This window comes from Geminicoccus roseus DSM 18922 (assembly GCF_000427665.1).
Classification (GTDB): domain Bacteria; phylum Pseudomonadota; class Alphaproteobacteria; order Geminicoccales; family Geminicoccaceae; genus Geminicoccus; species Geminicoccus roseus.
Genome location: NZ_KE386572.1, coordinates 3,221,439 through 3,244,002 on the forward strand (window position 1 = coordinate 3,221,439; position 22,564 = coordinate 3,244,002).

The 22,564-nt window shown below is 68.3% G+C and carries 15 protein-coding genes and 1 tRNA gene; 10 read left to right on the plus strand and 6 right to left on the minus strand.

Translation table 11 applies throughout. The features are described 5' to 3' along the window. Window positions 1-1,231: 1,231 nt before the first annotated feature. The 5 genes from GEMRO_RS0116220 to GEMRO_RS0116240 form a co-directional block, all read right to left on the minus strand. The gene (locus GEMRO_RS0116220; protein ID WP_157505606.1) at window positions 1,232-1,651 is read right to left on the minus strand and encodes a hypothetical protein; all 420 of its coding nucleotides are present in this window, start codon (window positions 1,649-1,651) and stop codon (window positions 1,232-1,234) included. Between the two features lie 169 nt (window positions 1,652-1,820). Continuing rightward, window positions 1,821-2,354, minus strand: a complete 534-nt coding sequence (gene moaB, locus GEMRO_RS0116225; RefSeq protein ID WP_027134847.1) for a molybdenum cofactor biosynthesis protein B — start codon at window positions 2,352-2,354, stop codon at window positions 1,821-1,823. A 7-nt stretch (window positions 2,355-2,361) separates the two neighbouring features. After that, a complete protein-coding gene (locus GEMRO_RS0116230) occupies window positions 2,362-4,173 on the minus strand; it encodes a lytic transglycosylase domain-containing protein (protein WP_169728399.1) in 1,812 nt (603 codons plus the stop codon). Window positions 4,174-4,304: 131 nt separating this feature from the next. Next, window positions 4,305-5,267: a uracil-DNA glycosylase gene (locus GEMRO_RS30045; protein ID WP_157505608.1), complete on the minus strand. Its 963-nt coding sequence runs from the start codon at window positions 5,265-5,267 to the stop codon at window positions 4,305-4,307. Window positions 5,268-5,438: 171 nt separating this feature from the next. Then, the gene (locus GEMRO_RS0116240) at window positions 5,439-5,642 is read right to left on the minus strand and encodes a hypothetical protein (RefSeq protein WP_035485451.1); all 204 of its coding nucleotides are present in this window, start codon (window positions 5,640-5,642) and stop codon (window positions 5,439-5,441) included. A 261-nt stretch (window positions 5,643-5,903) separates the two neighbouring features. Between GEMRO_RS0116240 and GEMRO_RS0116245 the strand changes: the two genes are divergently transcribed. The 10 genes from GEMRO_RS0116245 to GEMRO_RS34280 all read left to right on the plus strand — a co-directional run bounded on the left by GEMRO_RS0116245 (window position 5,904) and on the right by GEMRO_RS34280 (window position 21,184). After that, window positions 5,904-7,649, plus strand: a complete 1,746-nt coding sequence (locus GEMRO_RS0116245) for a tetratricopeptide repeat protein (RefSeq protein WP_027134850.1) — start codon at window positions 5,904-5,906, stop codon at window positions 7,647-7,649. 10 nt (window positions 7,650-7,659) lie between these two features. Further along, window positions 7,660-8,556: a 4-(cytidine 5'-diphospho)-2-C-methyl-D-erythritol kinase gene (locus tag GEMRO_RS0116250; RefSeq protein ID WP_027134851.1), complete on the plus strand. Its 897-nt coding sequence runs from the start codon at window positions 7,660-7,662 to the stop codon at window positions 8,554-8,556. Window positions 8,557-8,656: 100 nt separating this feature from the next. Beyond that, window positions 8,657-8,731 (plus strand) — tRNA-Gln (locus GEMRO_RS0116255). A gap of 129 nt (window positions 8,732-8,860) precedes the next feature. Beyond that, window positions 8,861-9,268 (plus strand): Hsp20/alpha crystallin family protein, encoded by a 408-nt coding sequence (locus GEMRO_RS0116260; protein ID WP_027134852.1) that lies wholly within the window; start codon window positions 8,861-8,863, stop codon window positions 9,266-9,268. Window positions 9,269-9,282: 14 nt separating this feature from the next. Further along, a complete protein-coding gene (lon, locus tag GEMRO_RS0116265; RefSeq protein WP_027134853.1) occupies window positions 9,283-11,718 on the plus strand; it encodes an endopeptidase La in 2,436 nt (811 codons plus the stop codon). Window positions 11,719-11,897: 179 nt separating this feature from the next. Continuing rightward, the gene (gene gmd, locus GEMRO_RS0116270; RefSeq protein ID WP_205624996.1) at window positions 11,898-12,971 is read left to right on the plus strand and encodes a GDP-mannose 4,6-dehydratase; all 1,074 of its coding nucleotides are present in this window, start codon (window positions 11,898-11,900) and stop codon (window positions 12,969-12,971) included. Beyond that, window positions 12,964-13,914: a GDP-L-fucose synthase gene (fcl, locus tag GEMRO_RS0116275; protein ID WP_027134855.1), complete on the plus strand. Its 951-nt coding sequence runs from the start codon at window positions 12,964-12,966 to the stop codon at window positions 13,912-13,914. Before gmd ends, fcl begins: the two co-directional genes overlap by 8 nt. A 544-nt stretch (window positions 13,915-14,458) precedes the next feature. Beyond that, complete coding sequence (locus GEMRO_RS0116285) at window positions 14,459-16,123, plus strand: hypothetical protein (RefSeq protein ID WP_027134857.1); 1,665 nt, start codon at window positions 14,459-14,461, stop codon at window positions 16,121-16,123. A gap of 18 nt (window positions 16,124-16,141) precedes the next feature. Further along, window positions 16,142-17,017, plus strand: a complete 876-nt coding sequence (locus tag GEMRO_RS30050) for a calcium-binding protein (protein ID WP_051329134.1) — start codon at window positions 16,142-16,144, stop codon at window positions 17,015-17,017. Between the two features lie 168 nt (window positions 17,018-17,185). Continuing rightward, window positions 17,186-21,184, plus strand: coding sequence for a beta strand repeat-containing protein (locus tag GEMRO_RS34280; RefSeq protein WP_157505609.1), 3,999 nt, complete (start codon window positions 17,186-17,188; stop codon window positions 21,182-21,184). Window positions 21,185-21,195: 11 nt separating this feature from the next. Here GEMRO_RS34280 and GEMRO_RS0116310 read toward each other — a convergent pair whose 3' ends face one another. Further along, a complete protein-coding gene (locus GEMRO_RS0116310) occupies window positions 21,196-22,446 on the minus strand; it encodes a hypothetical protein (protein WP_157505610.1) in 1,251 nt (416 codons plus the stop codon). Between the last annotated feature and the right edge of the window lie 118 nt (window positions 22,447-22,564).

A 22,564-nucleotide genomic window follows, 5' to 3' on the forward strand; every position in this document is an offset into this window, starting at 1 on the left:
ATGACTCCACCGGCGGGGGGACTGGCTGTCATTGCCCGGGAGGTAGTTCCTGACGAGGCAGCTGATGGGTGGATTTTCACCGAAGGCGGAGTGGGGCCTGCGGCAGTTGTCGTGGCAGGGCCAGGGCGCCCTGGCGGCGCGGTGGTCGTCGGACGATGGGAAGGGCCGGGCGTAGGCCATGCACGAAGGCTGGACGGGACAAAGCGCCCGGCTTGGTCATCGGTAAGGGGACGTGCAGGGACGGGAGCGGACGTGGCGCCGGCCGGCGGCCGTGATGGCGGCCCTGAAGCCGTGGGCGCGGCAGGTTTTGCCGCCTTTGCCGTCTCCTGACGGCGGTCCTTGCAGGAAGCGGATCGATCGCCTGCTGGCGATCGATGGTCGGTCCTGACACGCTCCGTCGCGATGCTGTGGACGGTGACCCAAATGAGAGCGCGGGAAAGGAAGGCGAAGGCACTCTGCTTGCCTTCGCCGGGTAGCCGTTCCCTACAGGCGGGGCGCCAGGCGTCATCGACGGCAACAGGGAGGTGATTCCCAATCAAGGCCACGGTTGCGCCCCATGCCGACATGGTGGCCCGTCAGGCGGTGCCCCATGCCTGCGCTGCGGCCGAGCTTCCTGATGTCGAGATGGCTCAGCCCGCCCGGCCTCGCGCGCCCGCAGCGGAGGATCACCCGGGGTGCATCCAAGGCCGCCAGCCACCCAAGGCCGTGGCGGCGCCGCACGACGCCGACCGTCGAGAGGGCGCGCCCCAGGCGGCGTGCCATGGCCGGACCCGTCCGCCGTTCGCGCCGCAGCGCCTCACCCTCCTCGACCTGGCCCCCGCTCCCCTTGCCGACGGTGCGTTCCAAGACACCAAAGCGCGGCCGCGACCGCAAAAAGCCGCCCAGCCCTCCGCCAAGCGCCCCACGAGCAGCCTTCGACGATGCGGCGTCGTGCGCGCCTTTGGATGAACGTCCATCCGCAGATCCCGGTCGGGGAGTGCAGCTAAGGTGTTTCGACATCATATTTTGCAACATAATTTCCGGAAATTTTGACAGTCCATTCGCGCCCGGGATGGATTCGCTGCGATGGCAACCTGGAGCAGGACTCGGGTGGGGACTCGGCCGAAGGGCACTCCCATCCACCAGGGAGTTTCATGCTGACGTTGCCGGCGTTTCGGAAGACCAGCGCATCCTCCGTCCGGTCAACCTTCAGATCCTCCTGGATCTGGCGGGGGCGTAGATAGACGTAGGCCTAATAACCGACCATGACCTTGAGCGATGCACTGGTGCTGCCCGCAGGAGCGGGAGCGCCGGGCAGGACATCGCCGACCATCGGCTGCATGGTGAGGCGATAGATCCGCTCGATCTCGTCGGAGCGCTTCATGACCACGAGCCGGACGGGTCGCCGCTGGCCAGGAGCTAGAATCAGGCGGTTGGGTGTCACCAGAAAGCCGAGTTCATCGGGAGAGGCCGAACGGGCCTCGATCGAGCCTTGCGCGCCGACCATGATCTCCTCGACCGCAATGTCGACATAAAGCGTCTCCGGCCCGTCGTTCGAGAGCGTCATGTCCCTGCGGTTCTGCCTGGGGTCGGCTAGGTTGATGATCAGGGTATCGACGACGAGCCCCGCCCTGGCTACCGATGCAGGAAGCAGGGGCGCTGCCAGCGCCACCAGCAGGCATGCGCATCTGGCGAGCGACTGGCTGCTCTTGAGGAGACTTGGGAGGGAATTCTTCGCTTTTGACGGGAGATGCATCGGCGCTTCGCAAGGGATGAGATCGTGCTCCCATATTGCGTGCGACCAACGCCAGATATTTTTCTATTTCCGGAAAAAATATAAGTCAGGCTTCCCGGAGCCGTGGAAGCAGCTCGGCGAAATTGCAGGGCCGGTGGCGGATGTCGAGCTGCCAGCGCAGGATCTCGTCCCAGCCGTCGCGACATGCACCGGGGGAGCCCGGCAGGCAGAACAGGTAGGTGCCGTTGGCCACGCCCGCGCAGGCGCGGCTCTGCAGGGCGGACGTGCCGATCTTTCCGAACGAGATCATCCGGAACATCTCGCCAAAACCGGGGATGTCCTTCTCGACCACGGCGGCGAGCGCTTCGGGCGTGACGTCGCGGCCGGTGACGCCGGTCCCGCCGGTGCTGATCACCACCTCGACCCCCGGATCGGCGATCCACGCACGCAGGCGCTGGGCAATGAGCAGGGCGTCGTCCCTGACCAGATCGCGATCGACCAGCTCGTGACCGGCCTCGCGCACCCTCTGCTCCAGCGTGTCGCCGGACCGGTCGCTCGCCCGGTCGCGGCTGTCCGACACGGTCAGCAGGGCGATCCGCAGCGCCATGAAGGGGGAAGTTTCGTCGATCCGGCCAGCCATGGCGTCCTCAGCTCTTCGTCGCGGTCTTTGGACGGACCGTGCTCTTGTCGCGATAGGTCGGCCAGCTGCCAAGCCGCAGTTCGTCCAGGGAGGTGGTCGGCTGGGCGAAGCGCTCCTGATAGGCCCAGTAGGCCGACAGCACCTTCTTGACGTAGTGCTGCGTCTCGCTGAGCGGGATGCTTTCCAGGAAGTACAAGGGATCGTCGAGCGCCGGATCGCGGTCCAGCCACTGGGCGACTCGGCCCGGGCCGGCATTGTAGGCGGCCGCCATCAGGATCAGGTTCGGACCGATCCGCTCCTGCTGCATCAGCAGCTTCAGATAGTCCTGGCCGAATTCCAGGTTGAGCAGCGGGTCATGGAGATCCTCCTCCGTGAAGGCGACGCCCTTGCGGCGCGCGATCGCCGCCGCCGTCTCGGGCATGAGCTGCATCAGCCCCCGCGCCCCGGCGGGGCTGGTGGCCAGCTGGTCGAAGCCGCTCTCCGCGCGGATGACCGCCAGGACGAAGGCACGGTCCAGCTTGAAGTGGCTGGCCTTCAGCTGCGGCACCGGATAGCGGGCGGAGGGCAGGCTGGCCGATGAGACGGAGAAGGCGGCCGCGGTCTCCAGAGGGAGCCCCCATGCCTCGGTGAGGTTCCAGATCGCCTCGGTCAGGGCCGGATCGTCCTGCCGCCGGGCGAGGGCGGCGATCTCCAGCTCGGCGAAGTCCTGCCGCCCGATCTGGCCCAGCGCCAGGGCCCGCCGGCCGGCGGCATATTTGAGCAGCGCCAGGGCGCTGCGATCGTTCAGGCCGACCTGCACCGTCGCCGCGGGGAGCGGACCACCCAGGACCGCCTGGGCCAGCCGGCCATAGAAATTGTCGCCGGTGGCGGCAGCCAGGCGCATGAAGCGCGCGACATATTGGGGCCGGTTGGCGGCGAGGCTGGCGCGCGCTGCCCAGAACGCGCCTTTCGCGGCGTCGGCCGGGACCGAGCCACGATGATTGGCGTACTCGGTGAAGAAGCGCTGGGCGCCCAGATAATCGGCGACCCGCCAGGCGGAGAGGCCGGCGGTCCAGGCCATCTCCGGCAGGATCGCAGCGGACCGGAACGCGGCGGGGCCGGTCAGGGCATAGGCGCGCCGAGCCTGCCCGTCCGCCAAAAGCCTGCGCCCCACCTGCCAGCGCGCGATGTCGAACTCGGCATCGTCCAGCAGCGGCAGGATCTCGGCCTGGCTCAGCGCCTGCTCGGCCTCATCGACCTTGCCATGGCGGATCAGGCTCGGGATGCCGCGGCGCCAGGCAGTCACCTGGCGCGCGACGGATTTCGGGCGCTCCAGCGGGCTGGTGTAGCTGGCGCCGTCCTCGACGACCTCGTAGGGCGTCTGCTTGTCCGAGGCTGGCGAGAGCGGCTTTGGGACCTTCACCCCGACCGGCTGGCGCTTCTTGGCCAGGGCATAGATCCGGTCGGCCCGCGGGTGGTCTCCGTAGAGAGCCAGCCAGCTCGCCAGTTCGCGATAGCTGGTCTTGTAGTCGGGGTGATCCAGATAGCGCTCGGCCAGGAGGTGGCCCACCAGGATCCGGTTGTCGACAAGGCGGATCAGGCGGTCGACCAGATCGTAGCGGTGCTCGGCCTGCAGGGTGAACAGGCGCTTGTAGAGGTCCGCATCACCGGTCGACAGGGGGCGCGGCAGCACGGTCCTGTTCGGGAGGTCAGGGATGAGACCCGGACTGAACCGGGCCACCCGGACATCACCCTGCTGCGCGGATTGGGTCGGCGTGGCTGCGACCACCGGGGCGGCGTTGTCGGCCAGCGCCACGGTCGAGCAGGAGATGCCGGCCATCAGGATCACAAGGAACCACGATCGCGCCGACCAAGCGCGACCGGGTGGTCGTTCAAGCGCCATGGGCTTCCCCCCGATGTCGTTGCGTCCGGCCCCGCGACCGGACGAGCTGTTCCACCCGTGCCAATGCCCTAGTTCGGCCTCCCCTGCGGATCCGGGATCCGCTCGATCTGGTCCAGACGCTGCTTCAATTGCAGGAGATCCCGCCAAACCAGCTTCTTCTGGGCCGGGTTCCGCAGCAGATAAGCGGGGTGGAAGGTGACGAGCGTGTCGACCGGCGAGGCCGACCATTCCGGCTGCCAGGTCCGCAGGGTGCCGCGCAACCGGGTCACCCCTTCTTCCAGGCCGAGCAGCGAACGCGCCGCGGTGCCGCCGACGAACAGCACGACCTTCGGCTGCACCAGCTGCAGGGCGCGCTCCAAAAAGGGCTGGCAGACCGCGATCTCCTGCGGCGAAGGGGTACGGTTGCCGGGCGGGCGCCAGAACAGGCAGTTGGTGATCCAGAAGCGGCTGCGATCAAGGCCGATCGTCTCCAGCATCCGGTCGAGAAGCCGACCCGACACGCCGACGAACGGCTTGCCCTTGCGATCCTCCTCAGCACCCGGCGCCTCGCCCACCAGCACCAGGGGGCTGTCCGGGTTGCCATCGGCAAAGCAGAGCCGCGTCGCGGTCTTTTTCAGCGCGCAGCCCTCGAAGATCATGAGCGCGGCTTCCAGCGCAGCCAGATCGGCGCACTCCATGGCCAGCCTGCGCGCGGCGGCGATGTCGCCGGTCTCGGTGCGGCGGGGGGGCGGGGCGATCTCAGGACCCCGATGGTCCGGGAACAGGGAGGCTGGAGCTGCCGGGATGGCCGGGTCCGGGGAATGGTCCGCCACGGACTGGAGCGCCGCAGCAGGAACGCTGGGCGCGAGATCGGGGTACGGTCGAGCGTTCGGTTCGGTCAGATCCGCAACCAGGTCGACCGCGCCCGCGTCACGCTGCCACGCAAGCCAGGCCCCGAGCTGGCGGATCTCGCCCTCGTGACGACGCAAAGGGTTTCCTTCCCCACCCGGCCCGTGGCCAGTTGGCTCACGAAACCGCTCGGCGCCGGACAATGAAAGCGCCGTTCAACTCCTTGGCAGAACGGGCAGCGGCCCCTTCTTCGAGGGCCAGAACCGCCCGTTCGCGCGATCTAGCGTGAAGCCGCCGCCTTCGGCGCCGGTCGAAACTCGTTGGTCAGCCAGCGCCAGCCGCCACTCGAAGGAGGGAGGCCGGCGCCGTGCCGTTCAGACGTCGCGGTACGCGATCGGGCGGCCCTCGCGGTCAGCCACCAGCTTGCCGCTCTCATCCTGCGCCGCTATGTAGCGACCATGGCCAACGGCAGTGCCGACATAGAGAGCAGGCTTGATCTTCTTGCCATCGATCATCTTGGCAGGCTGAGCGGCGCCACGCGCCGACGGGTCGTTCTTGCTCTTCGAGGTCTTCAACATGGTTCCGGATCCGATAGCGCGACGTCGGTACGACAATAGCCTGCCCAGCATCGGCAGGCCAGCTTGGGGTCTCTTGACCGGAACGTCCCGCCACGTCAAGCGTCCGACCTTCCTGATGGATGCGCAGGGCCGGCGGGTGGCCTTGCGCCGCTGCAGGATGTCGCCACCCGAGCGTGGTGCACGCACCTCACGGAGAAGCGGTTGAACGGGCTTCCGGCAACTTCCCGGGTGGGATCGGACCACAGCGAACGGGCCGGGCCCGTGACGCGCAGGCGGCATGGCCGTCGCCCGCGCCTTCCCATCGCGCTTGGCTTCCTGCTCCTGCTCACGACAGCCTGCGCGCCGTCCCTCCAGGCCAGCGACGGGCTCGGCGCCGATCAGTCCTTGGCCACCGGGCTGCCGCCTGCCGCCGAGCCGGTCACGCCCAGCCCCATCGCCGACTACCTGGTCGGCCAGTATGCCGTGGACACCGGCGACATCGTCCGCGCCGCCGAGGCACTGGGACGAGCGCAGGCGGCCGATCCGGACGATCTCGAGCTGCGCCGGCAGGTCTTCTTCCTCGATGTCGCCAGCGGCGACCGCCGCGGCGCGCTTGCCCAGGCCGCGTTCCTGGCGGACCTCGATCCTGGCGCCGACGAGCCCAGGCTGGCGCTGTTCATCCAGGCCCTCACCGACGGACGCCTGGACGTGGCCCGCGCGGACCTGGACGCGCTTTCGACCCGCGGGATCGGCGACCTGATCGCGCCGATCCTCCGGGCATGGCTGGCCGTGGCCGAGGGCGATCCACAGCGCGCGCTGGAGGTCCTGCCGCCGGTCGATCCGGCCGACCCGCTCTTTCCGGTGCTGATCTACCATCGTGCGGCGATCCAGGACCTGGCGGGCCAGCCAGGGGAGGCGCTCGCGTCCATCGCGCCCGTGGTGGAGCAGCAGCAGCCGGCCTCGGCCCGCGCGATGCTGCTTGCCACCCGCCTGATCCACGAGGTGGATGGCGCGGGCGCGGCCATCGCTTTTCTTGACGAGACCCTGGCGCTGCAGGAGCAGCCGGTCGTGCTGGAACGGGTCGCGGCGGACATGGAGGCGGGCCGCGCTCCCGATCCGGTCCTGGCCACGCCCGGGGAAGGGGTCGCGGACATTCTCCTGGCGATCGTCGAGGCCCTGCGCCAGCAGGGGGCCGTGGGCCGTGCGATCGTCTATGCGCGGCTCGCGACCTGGGCAGCACCTGTCGATGGCGAGTCGACCCTGGCCCTGGCCGGCCTGATGGTCGCCCAGGGCAATCCGACCCTGGCCATCCAGGTCCTGGACGGGCTGCCGGCCACGTCCTCCTGGAACTGGGAAGGGCGCCTGGCGACGGTGGACGCGCTGGTGGCCGCCAACCGGCAGGACGAGGCGGAGCAGGTGCTGGCCCAAATGGTCGACGAGCGGCCGGAGCGGATCGACGCCCTGGTCAAGCTCGGCGACCTCGCCCGCGCCGGCGAGAACTATGCCGATGCGGCAGGCTACTACAGTCAGGCGATCGGCCGGGTGGGCGTCCCGTCGCGGCGCCACTGGCGGCTGTTCTATGCCCGCGGCGTGGCCCGGGAGCGCATCGGGGACTGGGACAGCGCAGTGGACGACTTCCAGGAGGCGATGCGGCTGGAGCCCGATCAGCCCCTGGTTTTGAACTATCTGGGCTACTCCTGGGTGGACCGCGGCGAGAATCTCGCCACGGCGCTGGGCATGCTGCAGAAGGCCGTGGAGCTGCGGCCCCGGGACGGGTTCATCATCGACAGCCTGGGATGGGCCTATTTCAAGACCGGGCAGCTGGACGAGGCGGTCACCTGGCTGGAGCGGGCGGTCGAGGCCGAGCCGGGCGACCCGGTGATCAACGAGCATCTGGGCGACGTCCTCTGGCTGACGGGGCGGACCAGGGAGGCCCGCTTCCAGTGGCAGCGCGCCCTGTCCCTCTCGCCGGACGAGGAGCTGGCGCGGCTCCTGCGCGACAAGCTGGAAAATGGCCTGGAATCATGATGGCCACCCCATGACGGGCGATGCCTCCCGCTCCGAGCTGGCGCCGGCCAAGATCAATCTCGACCTCCTGGTCACCGCGCGGCGGCTGGACGGCTATCACGAGCTGGACAGCCTCGTGGTGTTCGCGCCGCTGGGCGACCTCGTGTCGTTCGCGCCGGCCGAGGGCAGCGGCTTCGGGCTGACGCTCGAGGCGGCCGGCCCGTTCGCTGGCCAGGTGCCGCTCGATCGCGACAACCTCGTGCTGAAGGCTGCCGACTTGTTCGCGGCCAGGACCGGTGCGGTGGTGGCCGGCCGGATCATGCTGGACAAGCGTCTTCCGGTGGGCGCCGGGCTGGGGGGCGGCAGCGCCGATGCGGCGGCGACCCTGCGCCTGCTCAACCGGGTGTGCGGCACCCGCCTGGGCAACGCGCGCCTGCGCGAACTGGGGGCGGAACTCGGCGCCGACGTGCCGGTCTGCGTCTATGGAAGGCCGGTGCGGATGCGCGGGATCGGCGAGCGGCTGGATCCCGTGCGCGGCCTGCCGACCCTGGGGCTGGTGCTGGTCAATCCGGGGGTCCATGTCGCCACGCCGGCCGTGTTCCGCGCCTTGGGCGGGCTTGGCGAGGAGCGTCATGGCGGGATCCACCCGCAGGGCGGCCCGCTCGTCCTGGCACAGTATCTGGCGGAGAGCCGCAACGACCTGGAGCCGCCCGCGATCGCGGTGGCGCCGGTGATCGCCAAGGTGCTGCAGAGCCTGCGGACGATCGAGGACTGCGCGCTGGCCCGCATGTCGGGAAGCGGCTCGACCTGTTTCGGCCTGTTCGCGGGGCCGGACCGGGCGGAGCGGGCGGCGGCGATCCTGCGGCAGGCGGTGCCGGCCTGGTGGGTCCAGGCGGTGACCATCGAGCCGGACCTTGTTGAGCCCTGAGCCGTCCCATGCTGTTCTGGATCCCCGTGCTGTTCTGCGCCCCCGTGCTTTTCTGGGCGTTGAGCCGGACGCCGGTTCGGCGTATGGCGTGTCGCGGTGTTGGGGCGTCGCCAAGCGGTAAGGCAGCGGATTTTGGATCCGCCATGCGAAGGTTCGAATCCTTCCGCCCCAGCCACCGGTCCCGCCAGCGGGATCCTTCAAGACCTGGCTTCCTCCTGCGGCTCCTGCTCGGCCTCTAGCCGCCGTTGCGACGGCTACCCACATGGGTGGCCTGATGGTGACGGCCGACCGCCGAGGACGAGGCATGACAAATTCGGATCCCAGGGCCTGGATGTGGTCCGACGCCGTGGAAATGCTGCTCCGCGCCGAGCGGATGCGCCGGCAGACCTTCCAGCCGACCGGCGGACGCTCGCATCAGCCGAGCTGGGAGCCGCCGGTCGACATGCTGGAGACCGACCACGAGCTCCTGGTGTTCGCGGCTCTGCCCGGGGTCGATCCCGACCGGATCAAGGTGTCGATCCAGAACGGCAGCCTGTTGATCTCGGGCGAGCGCGTACTGCCGCCCCAGCTGCGCACCGCGCTGATCCATCGGCTGGAACTGCCGCAGGGCCGGTTCGAGCGCCAGCTGGCGCTGCCGCCCGGCCGGTACGAAGTGCTGCACCCGTCGATCGTGAACGGCTGCCTCGCCATCGCCCTGCGCAAGCTCGCCTGACCGGGAATCCCATCATGTCCCGCTTTCCCCAAGTTCCCTTCGCCGCCGAGGCCGGCGGCGCTGCCGGCGCCGCCGACAACGATTCGGGGCCCGAGCTGGCGCCGGACGAGCTGCTGATCCTGCCGGTGCGCGGCTTCGTGCTGTTCCCGGGCGTGGTCATGCCGGTGGTGATCAACCGGCAGGGCTCGATCGCCGCGGCCCAGGCCGCCGTGCGCCAGGGCCGCCCGATCGGCATCCTGATGCAGCGCGACCCGGAAGAGGCCGAGGCCACGCCCAACAACCTGCACCGCATGGGCGTGGTGGCGAACATCCTGCGCTACGTCACCGCCCCGGACGGGGCCCACCACCTGATCTGCCAGGGCGAGCAGCGCTTCCAGGTCGAGGAGTTCGTGCGGCGCAAGCCGTTCCTGTCGGCCAGGGTGCGCCGGCTGGAGGAGCCCGGCAGCGATGCCCAGGACATCCAGGCGCGCTTCCTGCACCTGAAGGGCCAGGCCGTCGAGGCGCTGCAGCTCCTGCCGCAGAGCCCGCCGGAGCTGCTGGCCGCGGTCAACAACGCGCCCACCGCCAACGCGCTGACCGACATGGTGGCGGCCTATATCGACGCCACGCCGGACGAGAAGCAGGCCTTCCTGGAGACGCTCGACCTGCGGGCGCGGATGGACAAGGTGGCCCGGCTCCTGGCCCAGCGGATCGAGGTGCTGCGGCTTTCCCAGGAGATCGGCGAGCAGACCAAGGCGTCGCTTGGCGAGCGGCAGCGCGAGGTGCTGCTGCGCGAGCAGATGGCCGCGATCCAGAAGCAGCTGGGCGAGGGCGACGCCGGCAAGGCGCAGGAGATCCAGGAGCTCGGCGAGGCGATCGAGAAGGCCCGGATGCCCGAGGAGGTCGAGAAGGCCGCGCGCAAGGAGCTGCGCCGGCTGGAGCGGATGCCGGACGCCTCGGCCGAGTACGGCATGATCCGCACCTATCTGGACTGGCTGATCGAGCTGCCCTGGTCTTTGGGCGAGGAGCCGCCGATCGACATCGCCCAGGCAAGGGCGGTGCTGGACGCCGACCATTTCGGGCTGGACAAGATCAAGCAGCGGATCGTCGAGTACCTGGCGGTGCGCAAGCTGGCTCCGGAGGGCAAGGCGCCGATCCTGTGCTTCGCCGGTCCTCCCGGCGTCGGCAAGACCTCGCTCGGCCAGTCGATCGCCCGCGCCATGGGGCGCAAGTTCGTCCGGGTGTCGCTCGGCGGCGTGCATGACGAGGCGGAGATCCGCGGGCACCGGCGCACCTATGTGGGCGCCCTGCCGGGCAACATCGTCCAGGGCATCCGCAAGGCAGGCGCCCGCGACTGCGTGATGATGCTGGACGAGATCGACAAGATGGGCTCGGGCATCCAGGGCGACCCGTCGGCGGCGATGCTGGAGGTGCTGGACCCCGAGCAGAACAACACGTTCCGGGACAACTACCTGGGCGTCCCGTTCGACCTGTCGCGGGTGGTGTTCATCGCCACCGCGAACATGCTGGAAACGATCCCGGGGCCGCTGCGCGACCGGATGGAGATCATCAGCCTGGCCGGCTACACCGATGCCGAGAAGCTGCAGATCGCCCGGCGCTACCTGGTGGCGCGGCAGCTGGAGGCGAACGGGCTGAAGCCCGAGCAGGCGGAGGTCGACGACGCGGCGCTGGCCGAGATCATCCGCGGCTACACCCGCGAGGCGGGCGTGCGCGAGCTGGAGCGCGAGCTCGGCCGGGCCTTGCGTCATGTCGCGGTGGGGGTGGCCGAGGGCCGGGTCGAGCATGCCCGGATCGGGCCGGCCGACCTGCCGGAGATCCTGGGGGCTCCCCGGTTCGAGGACGAGGTGGCGATGCGCACCGCCGTGCCGGGCGTGGCGACCGGCCTCGCCTGGACGCCGGTGGGCGGCGACATCCTGTTCATCGAGGCGACCCGCACGCCGGGCAACGGCCGGCTGATCCTGACCGGGCAGCTGGGCGAGGTGATGCGCGAGAGCGTGCAGGCGGCGCTCAGCCTGGTGAAGAGCCGGGCGGCCGAACTCGGGGTCGAGGCAGGACTGTTCGAGAAGAATGACATCCATGTCCACGTCCCGGCGGGCGCGACGCCCAAGGACGGGCCGAGCGCCGGCGTGGCGATGTTCATCGCGCTGACCTCGATCCTGACCGGGCGGACCGCGCGCAGCGACACCGCGATGACCGGGGAGATCAGCCTGCGCGGCCTGGTGCTGCCGGTGGGCGGGATCAAGGAGAAGGTGGTGGCGGCGGCGCGCTCCGGGCTGAAGCGGGTGATGCTGCCGGCGCGCAACCGGCGCGACTTCGACGAGATCCCCGAGGATGCGCGCGCGCAGCTGGAGTTCGTCTGGCTGGAGCGGGTCGACGACGCGGTGGCGGCGGCCCTGGACGCTGCGCCGGTGCGGGAGAAGGAGGAGGAGGCGGCCGAAGCCGGGTTCTGAGGCCGGGCGAGGAGGGCGGGGCGCATCCGGGCGACACGCCCGGCCGTCCTGCCCCGGGCATCCCTTGTGGACGCCTGGGCGACAGGATATGCGCTGCCCGCCGGGTGGTGGGCTGGTATAGGGTCGGTGGCGGCCGCCCAGGCATATCCGGTTTCTTTCAACGACGGACGATGGACGACATGACCGAGCGTAACGGCAAAGTGGCCCTGATCACGGGGGCCACCGGCCAGGATGGCGCCTACCTGTCCCAGCTCTTGCTGGACAAGGGCTACATCGTCCACGGCATCAAGCGCCGCTCGTCCTCGTTCAACACCGGCCGGATCGAGCATCTCTACGAGGACCCGCACGTCGAGGATCCGCGCTTCATCCTGCACTATGGCGACATGACGGATTCCACCAACCTGATCCGCGTGGTGCAGGAGACCCAGCCGGACGAGATCTACAACCTAGCCGCCCAGTCGCACGTGCAGGTCAGCTTCGAGACCCCGGAATATACCGCCAATGCCGACGGGATCGGCACGCTGCGCCTGCTGGAAGCGATCCGGCTGCTGGGCCTGACCCAGAAGACCCGGTTCTACCAGGCCTCGACCTCGGAACTGTACGGCAAGGTCCAGGAGGTCCCGCAGAGCGAGACGACGCCGTTCTATCCGCGCAGTCCCTATGCCGCGGCCAAGCTGTACGCCTACTGGATCGTGGTGAACTACCGCGAGGCCTACGGGATGCACGCCTCCAACGGCATCCTGTTCAACCATGAGAGTCCGCTGCGCGGCGAGACCTTCGTCACCCGCAAGATCACCCGCGCGGTGGCCGCCATCCATCTGGGCCGGCAGAACAAGCTCTACCTCGGCAACATCGACGCCAAGCGCGACTGGGGCCATGCCCGGGAATATGTGCGCGGCATGTGGCTGATGCTGCAGCAGGACCAGGCGGACGACTATGTGCTGGCCACCGGCGAGACCCACACGGTGCGCTCGTTCGTGGAGAAGGCATTCGCCCATCTCGGCGTCACCCTGCAGTGGAAGGGCGAGGGGGTCGACGAGAAGGGGATCTGCGCCAAGAGCGGCAGGACTCTGGTCGAGATCGACCCGCGCTATTTCCGGCCGACCGAGGTCGACCTCCTGATCGGCAACCCGGAGAAGGCGCACCGCAAGCTCGGCTGGAAGCACGAGACCGACATGGACGCGCTGCTGGCCGAGATGGTCGACGAGGACCTGAAGGTGATGGCGTCGGCTCCGGTGATGCGGGATGCCTGACATCCTGTTCCCGCTCGCGGGCAAGCGGGTCTGGGTCGCCGGCCATCGCGGCATGGTCGGCTCGGCGATCGTGCGGCGGCTGGCGGCGGAGGACTGCGAGATCCTCACGGCCGGGCGCGACAGCGTTGACCTGAAGGACCAGGCGCAGACGCGCGCCTGGATGGTGGCGAACCGGCCGGACGCGGTGTTCCTGGCGGCCGCCAAGGTCGGCGGGATCCTGGCGAACGACACGTTCCCGGCCGACTACCTCTACGACAACCTGATGATCGAGGCGAACATCATCGAGGCGGCGCACCGGGCGGAGGTGCAGAAGCTCCTGTTCCTCGGCTCGTCCTGCATCTATCCGAAGATGGCGCCGCAGCCGATCGCCGAGGACAGCCTGCTGACCGGGCCGCTCGAGCCCACCAACGAATGGTACGCGATCGCCAAGATCGCCGGGATCAAGCTGGCGCAGGCCTATCGCAAGCAGCACGGCCGGGACTTCATCTCGGCGATGCCGACCAACCTGTACGGGCCTGGCGACAATTTCGACCTGACCTCCAGCCACGTGCTGCCGGCCTTCATCCGCAAGGCGCATGAGGCCAAGCAGCAGGGGCAGGACGAGATCGTCATGTGGGGCAGCGGCACGCCCAAGCGCGAGTTCCTGCATGCCGACGACTGCGCCGACGCGCTGGTCCACCTGATGAAGACCTATTCCGGCCACGAGCATGTCAATGTCGGCTCCGGCTCGGACGTGACCATCCGCGAGCTCCTGGAGCTGGTCTGCCAGGTGGTGGGCTATGAGGGCCGGATCGTCCAGGACCGGAGCAAGCCGGACGGCACGCCGCGCAAGCTGATGAGCGCCGACCGGCTGCGGGCGCTGGGCTGGCAGCCGCGGATCGGCCTGGAGGACGGCGTGCGCGCCACCTATCGCTGGTTCCAGGAGAACCAGGTCAGGGGCTGAGCGGCTCGCCTGCACGGGACCTGCCGAAGGCTGGAACATCGGCAGGTGCCTGGATCATGTCGGTCGAGCCGCTTTCGAGACCAAGGAGGCTGGTCGCCGACAGGGCCGGGTCATGGCCTGGCCCGATCCGGCCTGCGACCGATGGAGCAGCTTTTCAGCTACAGTATATGCATTTTTAGTATATTTCTCGCATTACTGATGGCTTCTCGGAAATTTTTATAGAATGACTCATGCTCATAAATCGCTTTCACCGGCGGGAATGAGCATAATCCACCATGTCATATCCAGTTCCGAATTCCAGAAGAGGCCAAGCGACCTTTCGTCGTCGCTCCATGTTGGCAATGGCCGGCGCCATGGCGCTGGCGACCGCACTCCCCGCGTCGGTGCGGGCTGCCCGGCCGCCGGTCGACCTGATCCCCGGGTATGACGACCCGCCGGTCAACGGCAACCTGCCGCCCTTGCCGCCGACCTGGACCAAGCGCGCGCCGCCCTGGCGGACGGGGCGGCGTCGGCGGCCTGGCCGGCCGCCTTCGGGAGGCCGGCCATGATCCTGCCCGAATACCGGGTGATCGGCTGCCCGATCTATGCCTCCACCCAGGCCAACATTCGCTGGCCGCGCGGCCACTACGTCTCCTTCCAGGCGCCGAAGGACGGCGTCATCTCCAGGTTCATGTGGCAGACCCAGGGTGCTCGGAAGAATTCCGACCCGACCGACGCGCATAGCGGCGGCAATTTCGGCTGCTACCGGATCAAGTTCTTTCGCTGCAACGACTGGAGCGCGCCCAAGGGCGTGCAGCTGGCGGCCGGCGAGGTGACGCCGGGCGAACTCGGCTACTATCCCGGCCGGCAGGTCGGCGGCTTCGATGGGTTGAATCCGGCCGCTTCGCGCACCGGTGTCGCCGACAGTCCGGAACTGGTGGGCGGCCTGCATGTCCATTCCTGGATGAACCGTGTCCAGCTCCTGGACGACGTGTATGTCTATTGCGGCACCGCCTTCGTCTATGTCGACGTGACCGCCAACGGGGCGCCCTGGCAGGTGACGGCCGGCGAGTGGATCATCGCGGAGATCGTCAACCTGGCGGCCTCGCCCACCGTCAATTTCTCGCTCGACAACAACGCCTTCTCGGCGGCGGCGGCCCATCCGGGCGAGCCCTTGTCCCTGTCGCCGCTCGACCGGCTCCTGGCGGTGCGCGAGTACCTGCCTTCCACCGAGCAGCCCAACACCAGCCTCAGCGCCGGCGGGGCGCGCGGCATGACGCCGTTCTTCATGCTGGGCTATGACGACGGGATCTGGCTGGGCCAGCCCTGGTACTATCGGGGCCGCTACACCGGCGGCCTGTCCAGCACCGGCCTGTTCGACCAGGATCCCGTCAATCCCGCAGCACCACTGCCGCCCACCGCGCAGCGCGGACCAGCACTGCTGGTGCATGGCCAGCAGCGTCTGCGCCAGGTTCTCACCCCGCCCGCGGATTTTGCCGGCGAGACGGTCGACGAGCTGTACCTGCATGCCTGGCGCTGGACGAGCCTGATCGGCTACCAGCAGGACAAGCGCCTGGGCGTGCGGATCCTGCGGGTCACCGGGGTGGCTGGCCGCAACCTCACCATGGGCCTGCGCCAGGTCTGGCCGCCGCCGGTCTCCTCGGGCGGCGACGTGTTCCGGGTGGGCGGTGCGGGCCCGTTCAAGGCGTTCCCGGCCGGCAGCTTCGCGGCGTTCGGCCGGGACGTGGTGCCGGGCAGAACGCTCACCATCACGCCGTCCAACCTGACCTCCTCCACCTCGCCGACCCTCACCCAGTTCGAGCAGGTGGTGCCGGTCATGCCGTATGGCCGGCTGGAGATCAGCCCGCCGCTGCCGGTCTCCAAGACCTACCGCTACATCATCGAGATCATGGCCGAGGACGGGGCGGCCTATGCGATGCAGCTGCAGAAGAACCCGGCGCGCTACCTCAACCTCTACCGCAAGAAGTCCGACGGCACGTTCGACACCAGCCAGGGGCGCGCCCTGATGCCGGACGGCAGCCGCCGCCCGGAGATCACGATGCCGCAGGTCTGGGCGTGCAACCCGAACGCGGTGCCCTCGGCCAGCGAGGACGACGCCCTCAATTCCGGGCGCTACTACAATGCCTGCGGCAAGCTCTATGCCACCAGCCAGCCCTGGAAAGAGATCAACGACCACATGCTGCCCGTCAGCCTGATGCCGACGGCATGACCCGAACGGAGACGCCTCATGGCAATCATTGAAGGCACGATCGGCGACGACCGGCTTGCCGGCACCGAAGAGGCGGACACCATCCTGGGCAGGGCCGGCAGCGACCTGGTCCAGGGCTGGGGAGGCGATGACACGCTGGGCCTGGGCGACGGGAACGACCGAGCCTTCGGCGGGTCCGGCAACGACACGCTGATGGGCGGCGAGGGCGACGACCAGCTGGATGGCGAGGACGGCGACGATTCGCTGAGCGGCGGTGCCGGCAACGACCTCCTGTCCGGCGGCGCCGGCGCCGACCGGCTGCAGGGCCATGCCGGTGACGACGACCTGCGCGGCGGCCTGGGCAACGATCACCTGAACGGCGGCGACGGCGACGACTATCTCGATGCCGGCGGCGGCAGCAACATCCTGTATGGCGGGACGGGCAACGACACCCTGTCGATCTACAGCGACGACCGTGTCTCGGCCGGCGAGGGCGACGACCTGGTGCAGGTCGGCGGCTACGACAGCCTGAACGCCCGGATCTCGCTGGGGGCGGGGGCCGACACCATCACCATGGAGTATTCCGGCGGTAGCCAGGAATTTGCCGGCGGCGGGCGGACAGAGGTCAGCGACTTCCGGCATGGCGAGGACCGGATCGGCGACCTGACCTTCATCCTCACCGACGACGGCGGCACCGAGCGGATCGGCTTCGACGCGCTGGACAGCAACGCGGACGGCAGCATCGATGGGCTGGATGCCGGGGTGACGGTCGAGGGTGGCGGGCTGACGATCGACCTGGCGCCGGCGCTGGTGGAGCTGGCGTCGGAGGGACGGCCAGGCTTCGAGGTGGCCGATCCAATGATCCTCCGGCTGGCGGGCATCACGGCGCTTTCGGGCGCCAACTTCGTGGGATGAGGGCCGGCCGGGTTCATGGGCTGGCGCGGGGAGGCCTGCGTCCCGGCCCATGAACGGGCAGGCGCGTTCAGGTCGGGCAAATTCGGCGAACCATCCCGGGCATGATGAGGCAGGGCAGCCGTCATCATCGCCGGGAGGGCGCCATAACCAATTCAGAAGGGCGAACCAATGGCGGAAATCCTGGGCACTGCCGGCGCGGATGTCATCATGCCGACGGCATCCGATCCTGCGCTCAGGACGACTGGCGGGGATGACGTTGTCCATGGACTGGGTGGCGACGACTTTGTCGATGGCGGCGATGGCGACGATGCTCTGGACGGCGGCGACGGTGATGATGTGCTGTATGGTGGGGCTGGGGACGACTCCGCGAGCTACGCCGAAGCAACAAGCGGGGTGACGGTCGACCTTGCGGTGCCGGCGGCGCAGGAGACGGGCGCTGCTGGGCGGGACAGGTTGGTCAGCGTCGAGGGGCTGATCGGGTCGAGCTATAACGACACGCTCGCCGGCGACGCCAGCCTGAACAGGTTGGTGGGCGGCGCTGGAGACGATGTGTTGAGCGGGAATGGCGGCAACGACGAGTTGGATGGAGGTCTTGGCACGGACACAGCCACCTATATGTCCGCTCCAACTGCAGTGATAGTTGATCTGAGATTGAATACTACCCAAGAGACTGGTGGTGCTGGGCGGAACAAGCTGACCAGCATTGAAGGGCTGATTGGCTCTGTTTACCATGACGTGCTCTATGGCGATGGTAAAAGTAATTCTCTGCAGGGTGATGCGGGCGATGACGTGCTCAGTGGCGGCGCCGGCAGAGATGTATTGGACGGTGGTGCTGGCAGCGACACGCTTGATGGAGGTAGTGGCTTTGATACCGCAACCTATGCGCTCGCTCCAGGCGCGGTGACGGTTGATCTGTCGCTGGCTGGTGTTCAGGCGACTGGTGGTGCGGGCGATGACACGCTGATCAGCATTGAACGGCTGATCGGCTCGGATTTCGCTGACGTACTGAAGGGTGACGCCGGAACCGAAGCGTTGCTCGGCGGCTCTGGCGACGATGTGCTGGAAGGTGGGGCTGGCGACGACGCGATGGACGGTGGTGCGGGTAGCGACATCGTCTCCTATGCGAGCGCGACCTCGGGTATAACAGTCGACCTGGCGTTGACCGGGATCGTGCAGAGGACCGGGGGCGCCGGCGAGGACCGGGTGTTCAGCATTGAAGGACTGGTCGGTTCGGACTTCGACGATACGCTCAAGGGTAGCAGCAGCGCCAATTCGCTCAGGGGCGGCGCTGGCGACGACGTGTTGGACGGTGGTGCCGGCAATGACGTGCTCGATGGTGGCGATGGCACCGACACGGCGAGCTATGCCGGGGCGATCTCCGGCGTGACGGTGGAACTGGGCCTGGCGACTGTGCAGGCGACCGGTGGGGCGGGCACCGACACGCTGTTGAACGTCGAGCGGCTGGTCGGCTCGGATTTCGCTGACGTGCTGAAGGGAAGCGTCGACAGTGATGTGCTGGTAGGCGGTGATGGTGATGATGTGCTGGAAGGTGGGGCCGGCAACGATACTATGGACGGTGGTGCGGGCAGCGACATCGTTTCCTATGCGAGTGCGACTTCGAGTGTCACAGTTGATCTGGCGTTGACCGGGATCGTGCAGAGGACCGGGGGCGCCGGCGAGGACCGGGTGTTCAGCATCGAAGGACTGGTCGGTTCGGACTTCGACGATACGCTCAAGGGTAGCAGCGGCACTGATTTGTTGAGCGGCAGCGCCGGAGGGGATCTTCTGCAGGGTGATGCGGGCGATGACGTGCTCAGTGGCGGCGCCGGCAGAGATGTATTGGACGGTGGTGCTGGCAGCGACACGCTTGATGGAGGTAGTGGCTTTGATACCGCAACCTATGCGCTCGCTCCAGGCGCGGTGACGGTTGATCTGTCGCTGGCTGGTGTTCAGGCGACTGGTGGTGCGGGCGATGACACGCTGATCAGCATTGAACGGCTGATCGGCTCGGATTTCGCTGACGTACTGAAGGGTGACGCCGGAACCGAAGCGTTGCTCGGCGGCTCTGGCGACGATGTGCTGGAAGGTGGGGCTGGCGACGACGCGATGGACGGTGGTGCGGGTAGCGACATCGTCTCCTATGCGAGCGCGACCTCGGGTATAACAGTCGACCTGGCGTTGACCGGGATCGTGCAGAGGACCGGGGGCGCCGGCGAGGACCGGGTGTTCAGCATTGAAGGACTGGTCGGTTCGGACTTCGACGATACGCTCAAGGGTAGCAGCAGCGCCAATTCGCTCAGGGGCGGCGCTGGCGACGACGTGTTGGACGGTGGTACCGGCAATGACGTGCTCGATGGTGGCGATGGCACCGACACGGCGAGCTATGCCGGGGCGATCTCCGGCGTGACGGTGGAACTGGGCCTGGCGACTGCGCAGGCGACCGGTGGGGCGGGCACCGACACGCTGTTGAACGTCGAGCGGCTGGTCGGCTCCGGCTTTGCCGACATGCTGACGGGTAGCGCTGGCGACGATCAGTTGCTGGGCGGGTCGGGCGACGACGTGCTGGATGGTGGCGCTGGAGCCGACTTTCTGAACGGTGGCGATGGCACCGACACGGCGAGCTATGCCGGGGCGATCTCCGGCGTGACGGTGGAACTGGGCCTGGCGACTGCGCAGGCGACCGGTGGGGCGGGCACCGACACGCTGTTGAACGTCGAGCGGCTGGTCGGCTCCGGCTTTGCCGACATGCTGACGGGTAGCGCTGGCGACGATGTGCTGCGCGGCGAGGCGGGTGACGACGTGCTGGACGGTGGTGCCGGCAACGATGTGCTGGACGGTGGCGATGGTATCGACACGGCGAGCTATGCCGGCGCGATCTCCGGCGTGACGGTGGAACTGGGCTTGGCGACTGCGCAGGCGACCGGTGGGGCGGGCACCGACACGCTGTTGAACGTCGAGCGGCTGGTCGGCTCCGGCTTTGCCGACATGCTGACGGGTAGCGCTGGCGACGATGTGCTGCGTGGCGAGGCGGGTGACGACGTGCTGGACGGTGGTGCCGGCAACGATGTGCTGGACGGTGGCGATGGCACCGACACGGCGAGCTATGCCGGGGCGATCTCCGGCGTGACGGTGGAACTGGGCCTGGCGACTGCGCAGGCGACCGGTGGGGCGGGCACCGACACGCTGTTGAACGTCGAGCGGCTGGTCGGCTCCGGCTTTGCCGACATGCTGACGGGTAGCGCTGGCGACGATCAGTTGCTGGGCGGGTCGGGCGACGACGTGCTGGATGGTGGCGCTGGAGCCGACTTTCTGAACGGGAGCCAGGATCGCGACCTGATCTGGGGCGACGGCGGCAATGACGCTTTGCATGGTGAGCAGGGTGAGGATGAACTCCACGGAGGCGCGGGGAACGACACACTTGATGGTGGTGAGGGTTCCGACCTGCTGATGGGCGATGCCGGTGATGATGTGCTGACGGGCGGCGCTGGCTCGGACACCCTTGAAGGCGGCGATGGTTACGACACCGCCGACTATTCCGGCGAGGGGGGCGGCATTCTGGCATGGCTGGTGAATGGTGCGGGAGGTGCTGCGGATGATACCCTGGCGACCATCGAGCGGGTGGTCGGCACCTCGGGCGACGACGAGTTCTATGCCTTCGACCTGTTCAACGAGTCCGGCCAGTACACCATCAGCACCGATGCGGTCGCCTTCGATGGGCAGGACGGCAACGACCAGCTTGTCGGCGGGAACGGCGATGACCACTTGTCCGGCGGCGAGGGGGACGACGTCATCCAGGGCGGGGCTGGCGATGATGACATCGAAACCGGCGCAGGCTTCGATATCCTCTTTGCCAACCTCGACGTCGCCAGCGGCGAGTTCATCGGCCAGGACATCATTCAGGACTTCGACCTGGCGAGCGACGGGCTGAGCCTCAGCGGCTTTACCCAGCAGGGCCTGCAGGTCTATGCCTCCGAAATGTTTGCGCGGCTCGACACCAACCAGGATCTGGTCGTGACCAGCGCCGATGACGCCGTCTCCCTCTCGACCGCAAACGAAGCCGATGCCCTCGTCATCGATGTCGGCCAGACGCTCGGCCATGGAAGCGGCCTGCACACGGTGACGCTGGTCGGCGTGCAGGCGCTCTTTTCCGACAACTTCTACGGCTGAAGGCAAGGCGGTCATCCGGCACGGGCAACGGACGGGGGAAGGTCGCGCAGCCAGGCGGGAGGACCCTTGCCGTCGACGCCAAAGCGCAGGAGGTAGGCTTCGGCCGCCTCGCGGTAAGGCAGGTCGAAGCGCCTGGCGATCTGGCTGCGCAGATGGGCCAGCTCCCGCAGGGCCTGGCCGGCGGGCGTGTCGGGCTCGGGTTCGTTCGTGTGATCGTTGGCGGCCGGCGGCGTAACGGCTCGCATCCTGTTGCTCATGGCCGCGCTCGAATGGCCCCCAGAACCCGGGGCGGCCCCTGGACCATGCTTGCCACCGGACCCGGAGCCGGCCGCATTTCCTGCCCGATCCGATTCGTCCGCTCCGTCACGCGAGTGTGCAGCATCGCGTGCTGGGCCGCTGGGAAGCTCGGGTTCGTTTGTGCGAACGGAGGCGGAGGAGAGGTCGGACCCAGATGGTGAAGGGCCGGGTTCGGTGCATGAATCCGGGCCAAGTGGCAACGGAAGGATCGGCTCGGGTTCGTTCGTGCAAAATGGCCCGGGTTCGTTCGGCTCATCCGAACTGTCGATCTCGGGTTCGCCCGGTACTTCAGGCGAGCGGCGGTTCTTGGGTTCGTTTGTGGAAACGGGATGGACCTGCTGCCCGGGTTCGTTCGGAGAAGCAGATCGCCGCGATCCGGCCTCGTCCGGCCGATCCGGCCCGCAGCCATTCTCGGGTTCGTTCGTGAAATTGAGTGGCGTGGCGGGATCGCCGTCGCTCGGGACAAACGGGTTCTCTGCCAGCGGGTCGGCCTTGCCGGAGCGGAGCTGGGTCAGGTTGCGGAGAGCTCGGGCGAACGCGTTGTTGGCTTCCGCCAGATAGCGCAGGGCGGTGGGCAGGGAGGCGCGCCGCTTGTCCTGGTCGTGGACGAGGGTCATCTGCAGCTGCAGATGCGGCTCGTCCGGCGCCCCTGGCGGGGTGGCGCACCAGAACGCCCGCTCCAGCTGCTCGGCGCGCTCGGCCCGCCAGAGGGCGGTGACCATCCGGGCGCACAGGGCGGCTTCCAGGGGCGAGGCGGGCTGGAAATGGTCGTGAATCGAATCCCGCAGCATCTCGTAGTGGGGCAGGTCTTCGTCGCCGATCACGCTGTGGATGGAGGAGCGCAGGCCGAAGGTGCGGGCATTGATTGCCGCGCGCGCCTTGCCCTCGGGCGTGACGGGGCCATGGCTGCGCCGCCCGTTCCGGCGGGACGCCTCGACCTGGGCAGGGGAAGGATCGCGGGGCATGGACGGCTCCATCGGCAAGAACGACTTCCTGCCCCAGCGATAACTAGGAAAATGGTCATTGACAATCGGATTGCGCGCATTAGGAACGTGTTCATCAACCGCAAGATGATGGAGACGA

Bases quoted from the DNA above. Each gene is read 5' to 3' on its own strand.
- GEMRO_RS0116285 (WP_027134857.1), top strand. From the start codon at position 14,459: ATGATCCTGCCCGAATACCGGGTGATCGGCTGCCCGATCTATGCCTCC.
- GEMRO_RS0116260 (WP_027134852.1), top strand. From the start codon at position 8,861: ATGACAAATTCGGATCCCAGGGCCTGGATGTGGTCCGACGCCGTGGAA.
- moaB (WP_027134847.1), bottom strand. From the start codon at position 2,354: ATGGCTGGCCGGATCGACGAAACTTCCCCCTTCATGGCGCTGCGGATC.
- GEMRO_RS0116240 (WP_035485451.1), bottom strand. From the start codon at position 5,642: ATGTTGAAGACCTCGAAGAGCAAGAACGACCCGTCGGCGCGTGGCGCC.
- GEMRO_RS0116250 (WP_027134851.1), top strand. From the start codon at position 7,660: ATGACGGGCGATGCCTCCCGCTCCGAGCTGGCGCCGGCCAAGATCAAT.
- gmd (WP_205624996.1), top strand. From the start codon at position 11,898: ATGACCGAGCGTAACGGCAAAGTGGCCCTGATCACGGGGGCCACCGGC.
- lon (WP_027134853.1), top strand. From the start codon at position 9,283: ATGTCCCGCTTTCCCCAAGTTCCCTTCGCCGCCGAGGCCGGCGGCGCT.
- fcl (WP_027134855.1), top strand. From the start codon at position 12,964: ATGCCTGACATCCTGTTCCCGCTCGCGGGCAAGCGGGTCTGGGTCGCC.
- GEMRO_RS0116310 (WP_157505610.1), bottom strand. From the start codon at position 22,446: ATGCCCCGCGATCCTTCCCCTGCCCAGGTCGAGGCGTCCCGCCGGAAC.
- GEMRO_RS0116230 (WP_169728399.1), bottom strand. From the start codon at position 4,173: ATGGCCGGCATCTCCTGCTCGACCGTGGCGCTGGCCGACAACGCCGCC.
- GEMRO_RS34280 (WP_157505609.1), top strand. From the start codon at position 17,186: ATGGCGGAAATCCTGGGCACTGCCGGCGCGGATGTCATCATGCCGACG.
- GEMRO_RS30050 (WP_051329134.1), top strand. From the start codon at position 16,142: ATGGCAATCATTGAAGGCACGATCGGCGACGACCGGCTTGCCGGCACC.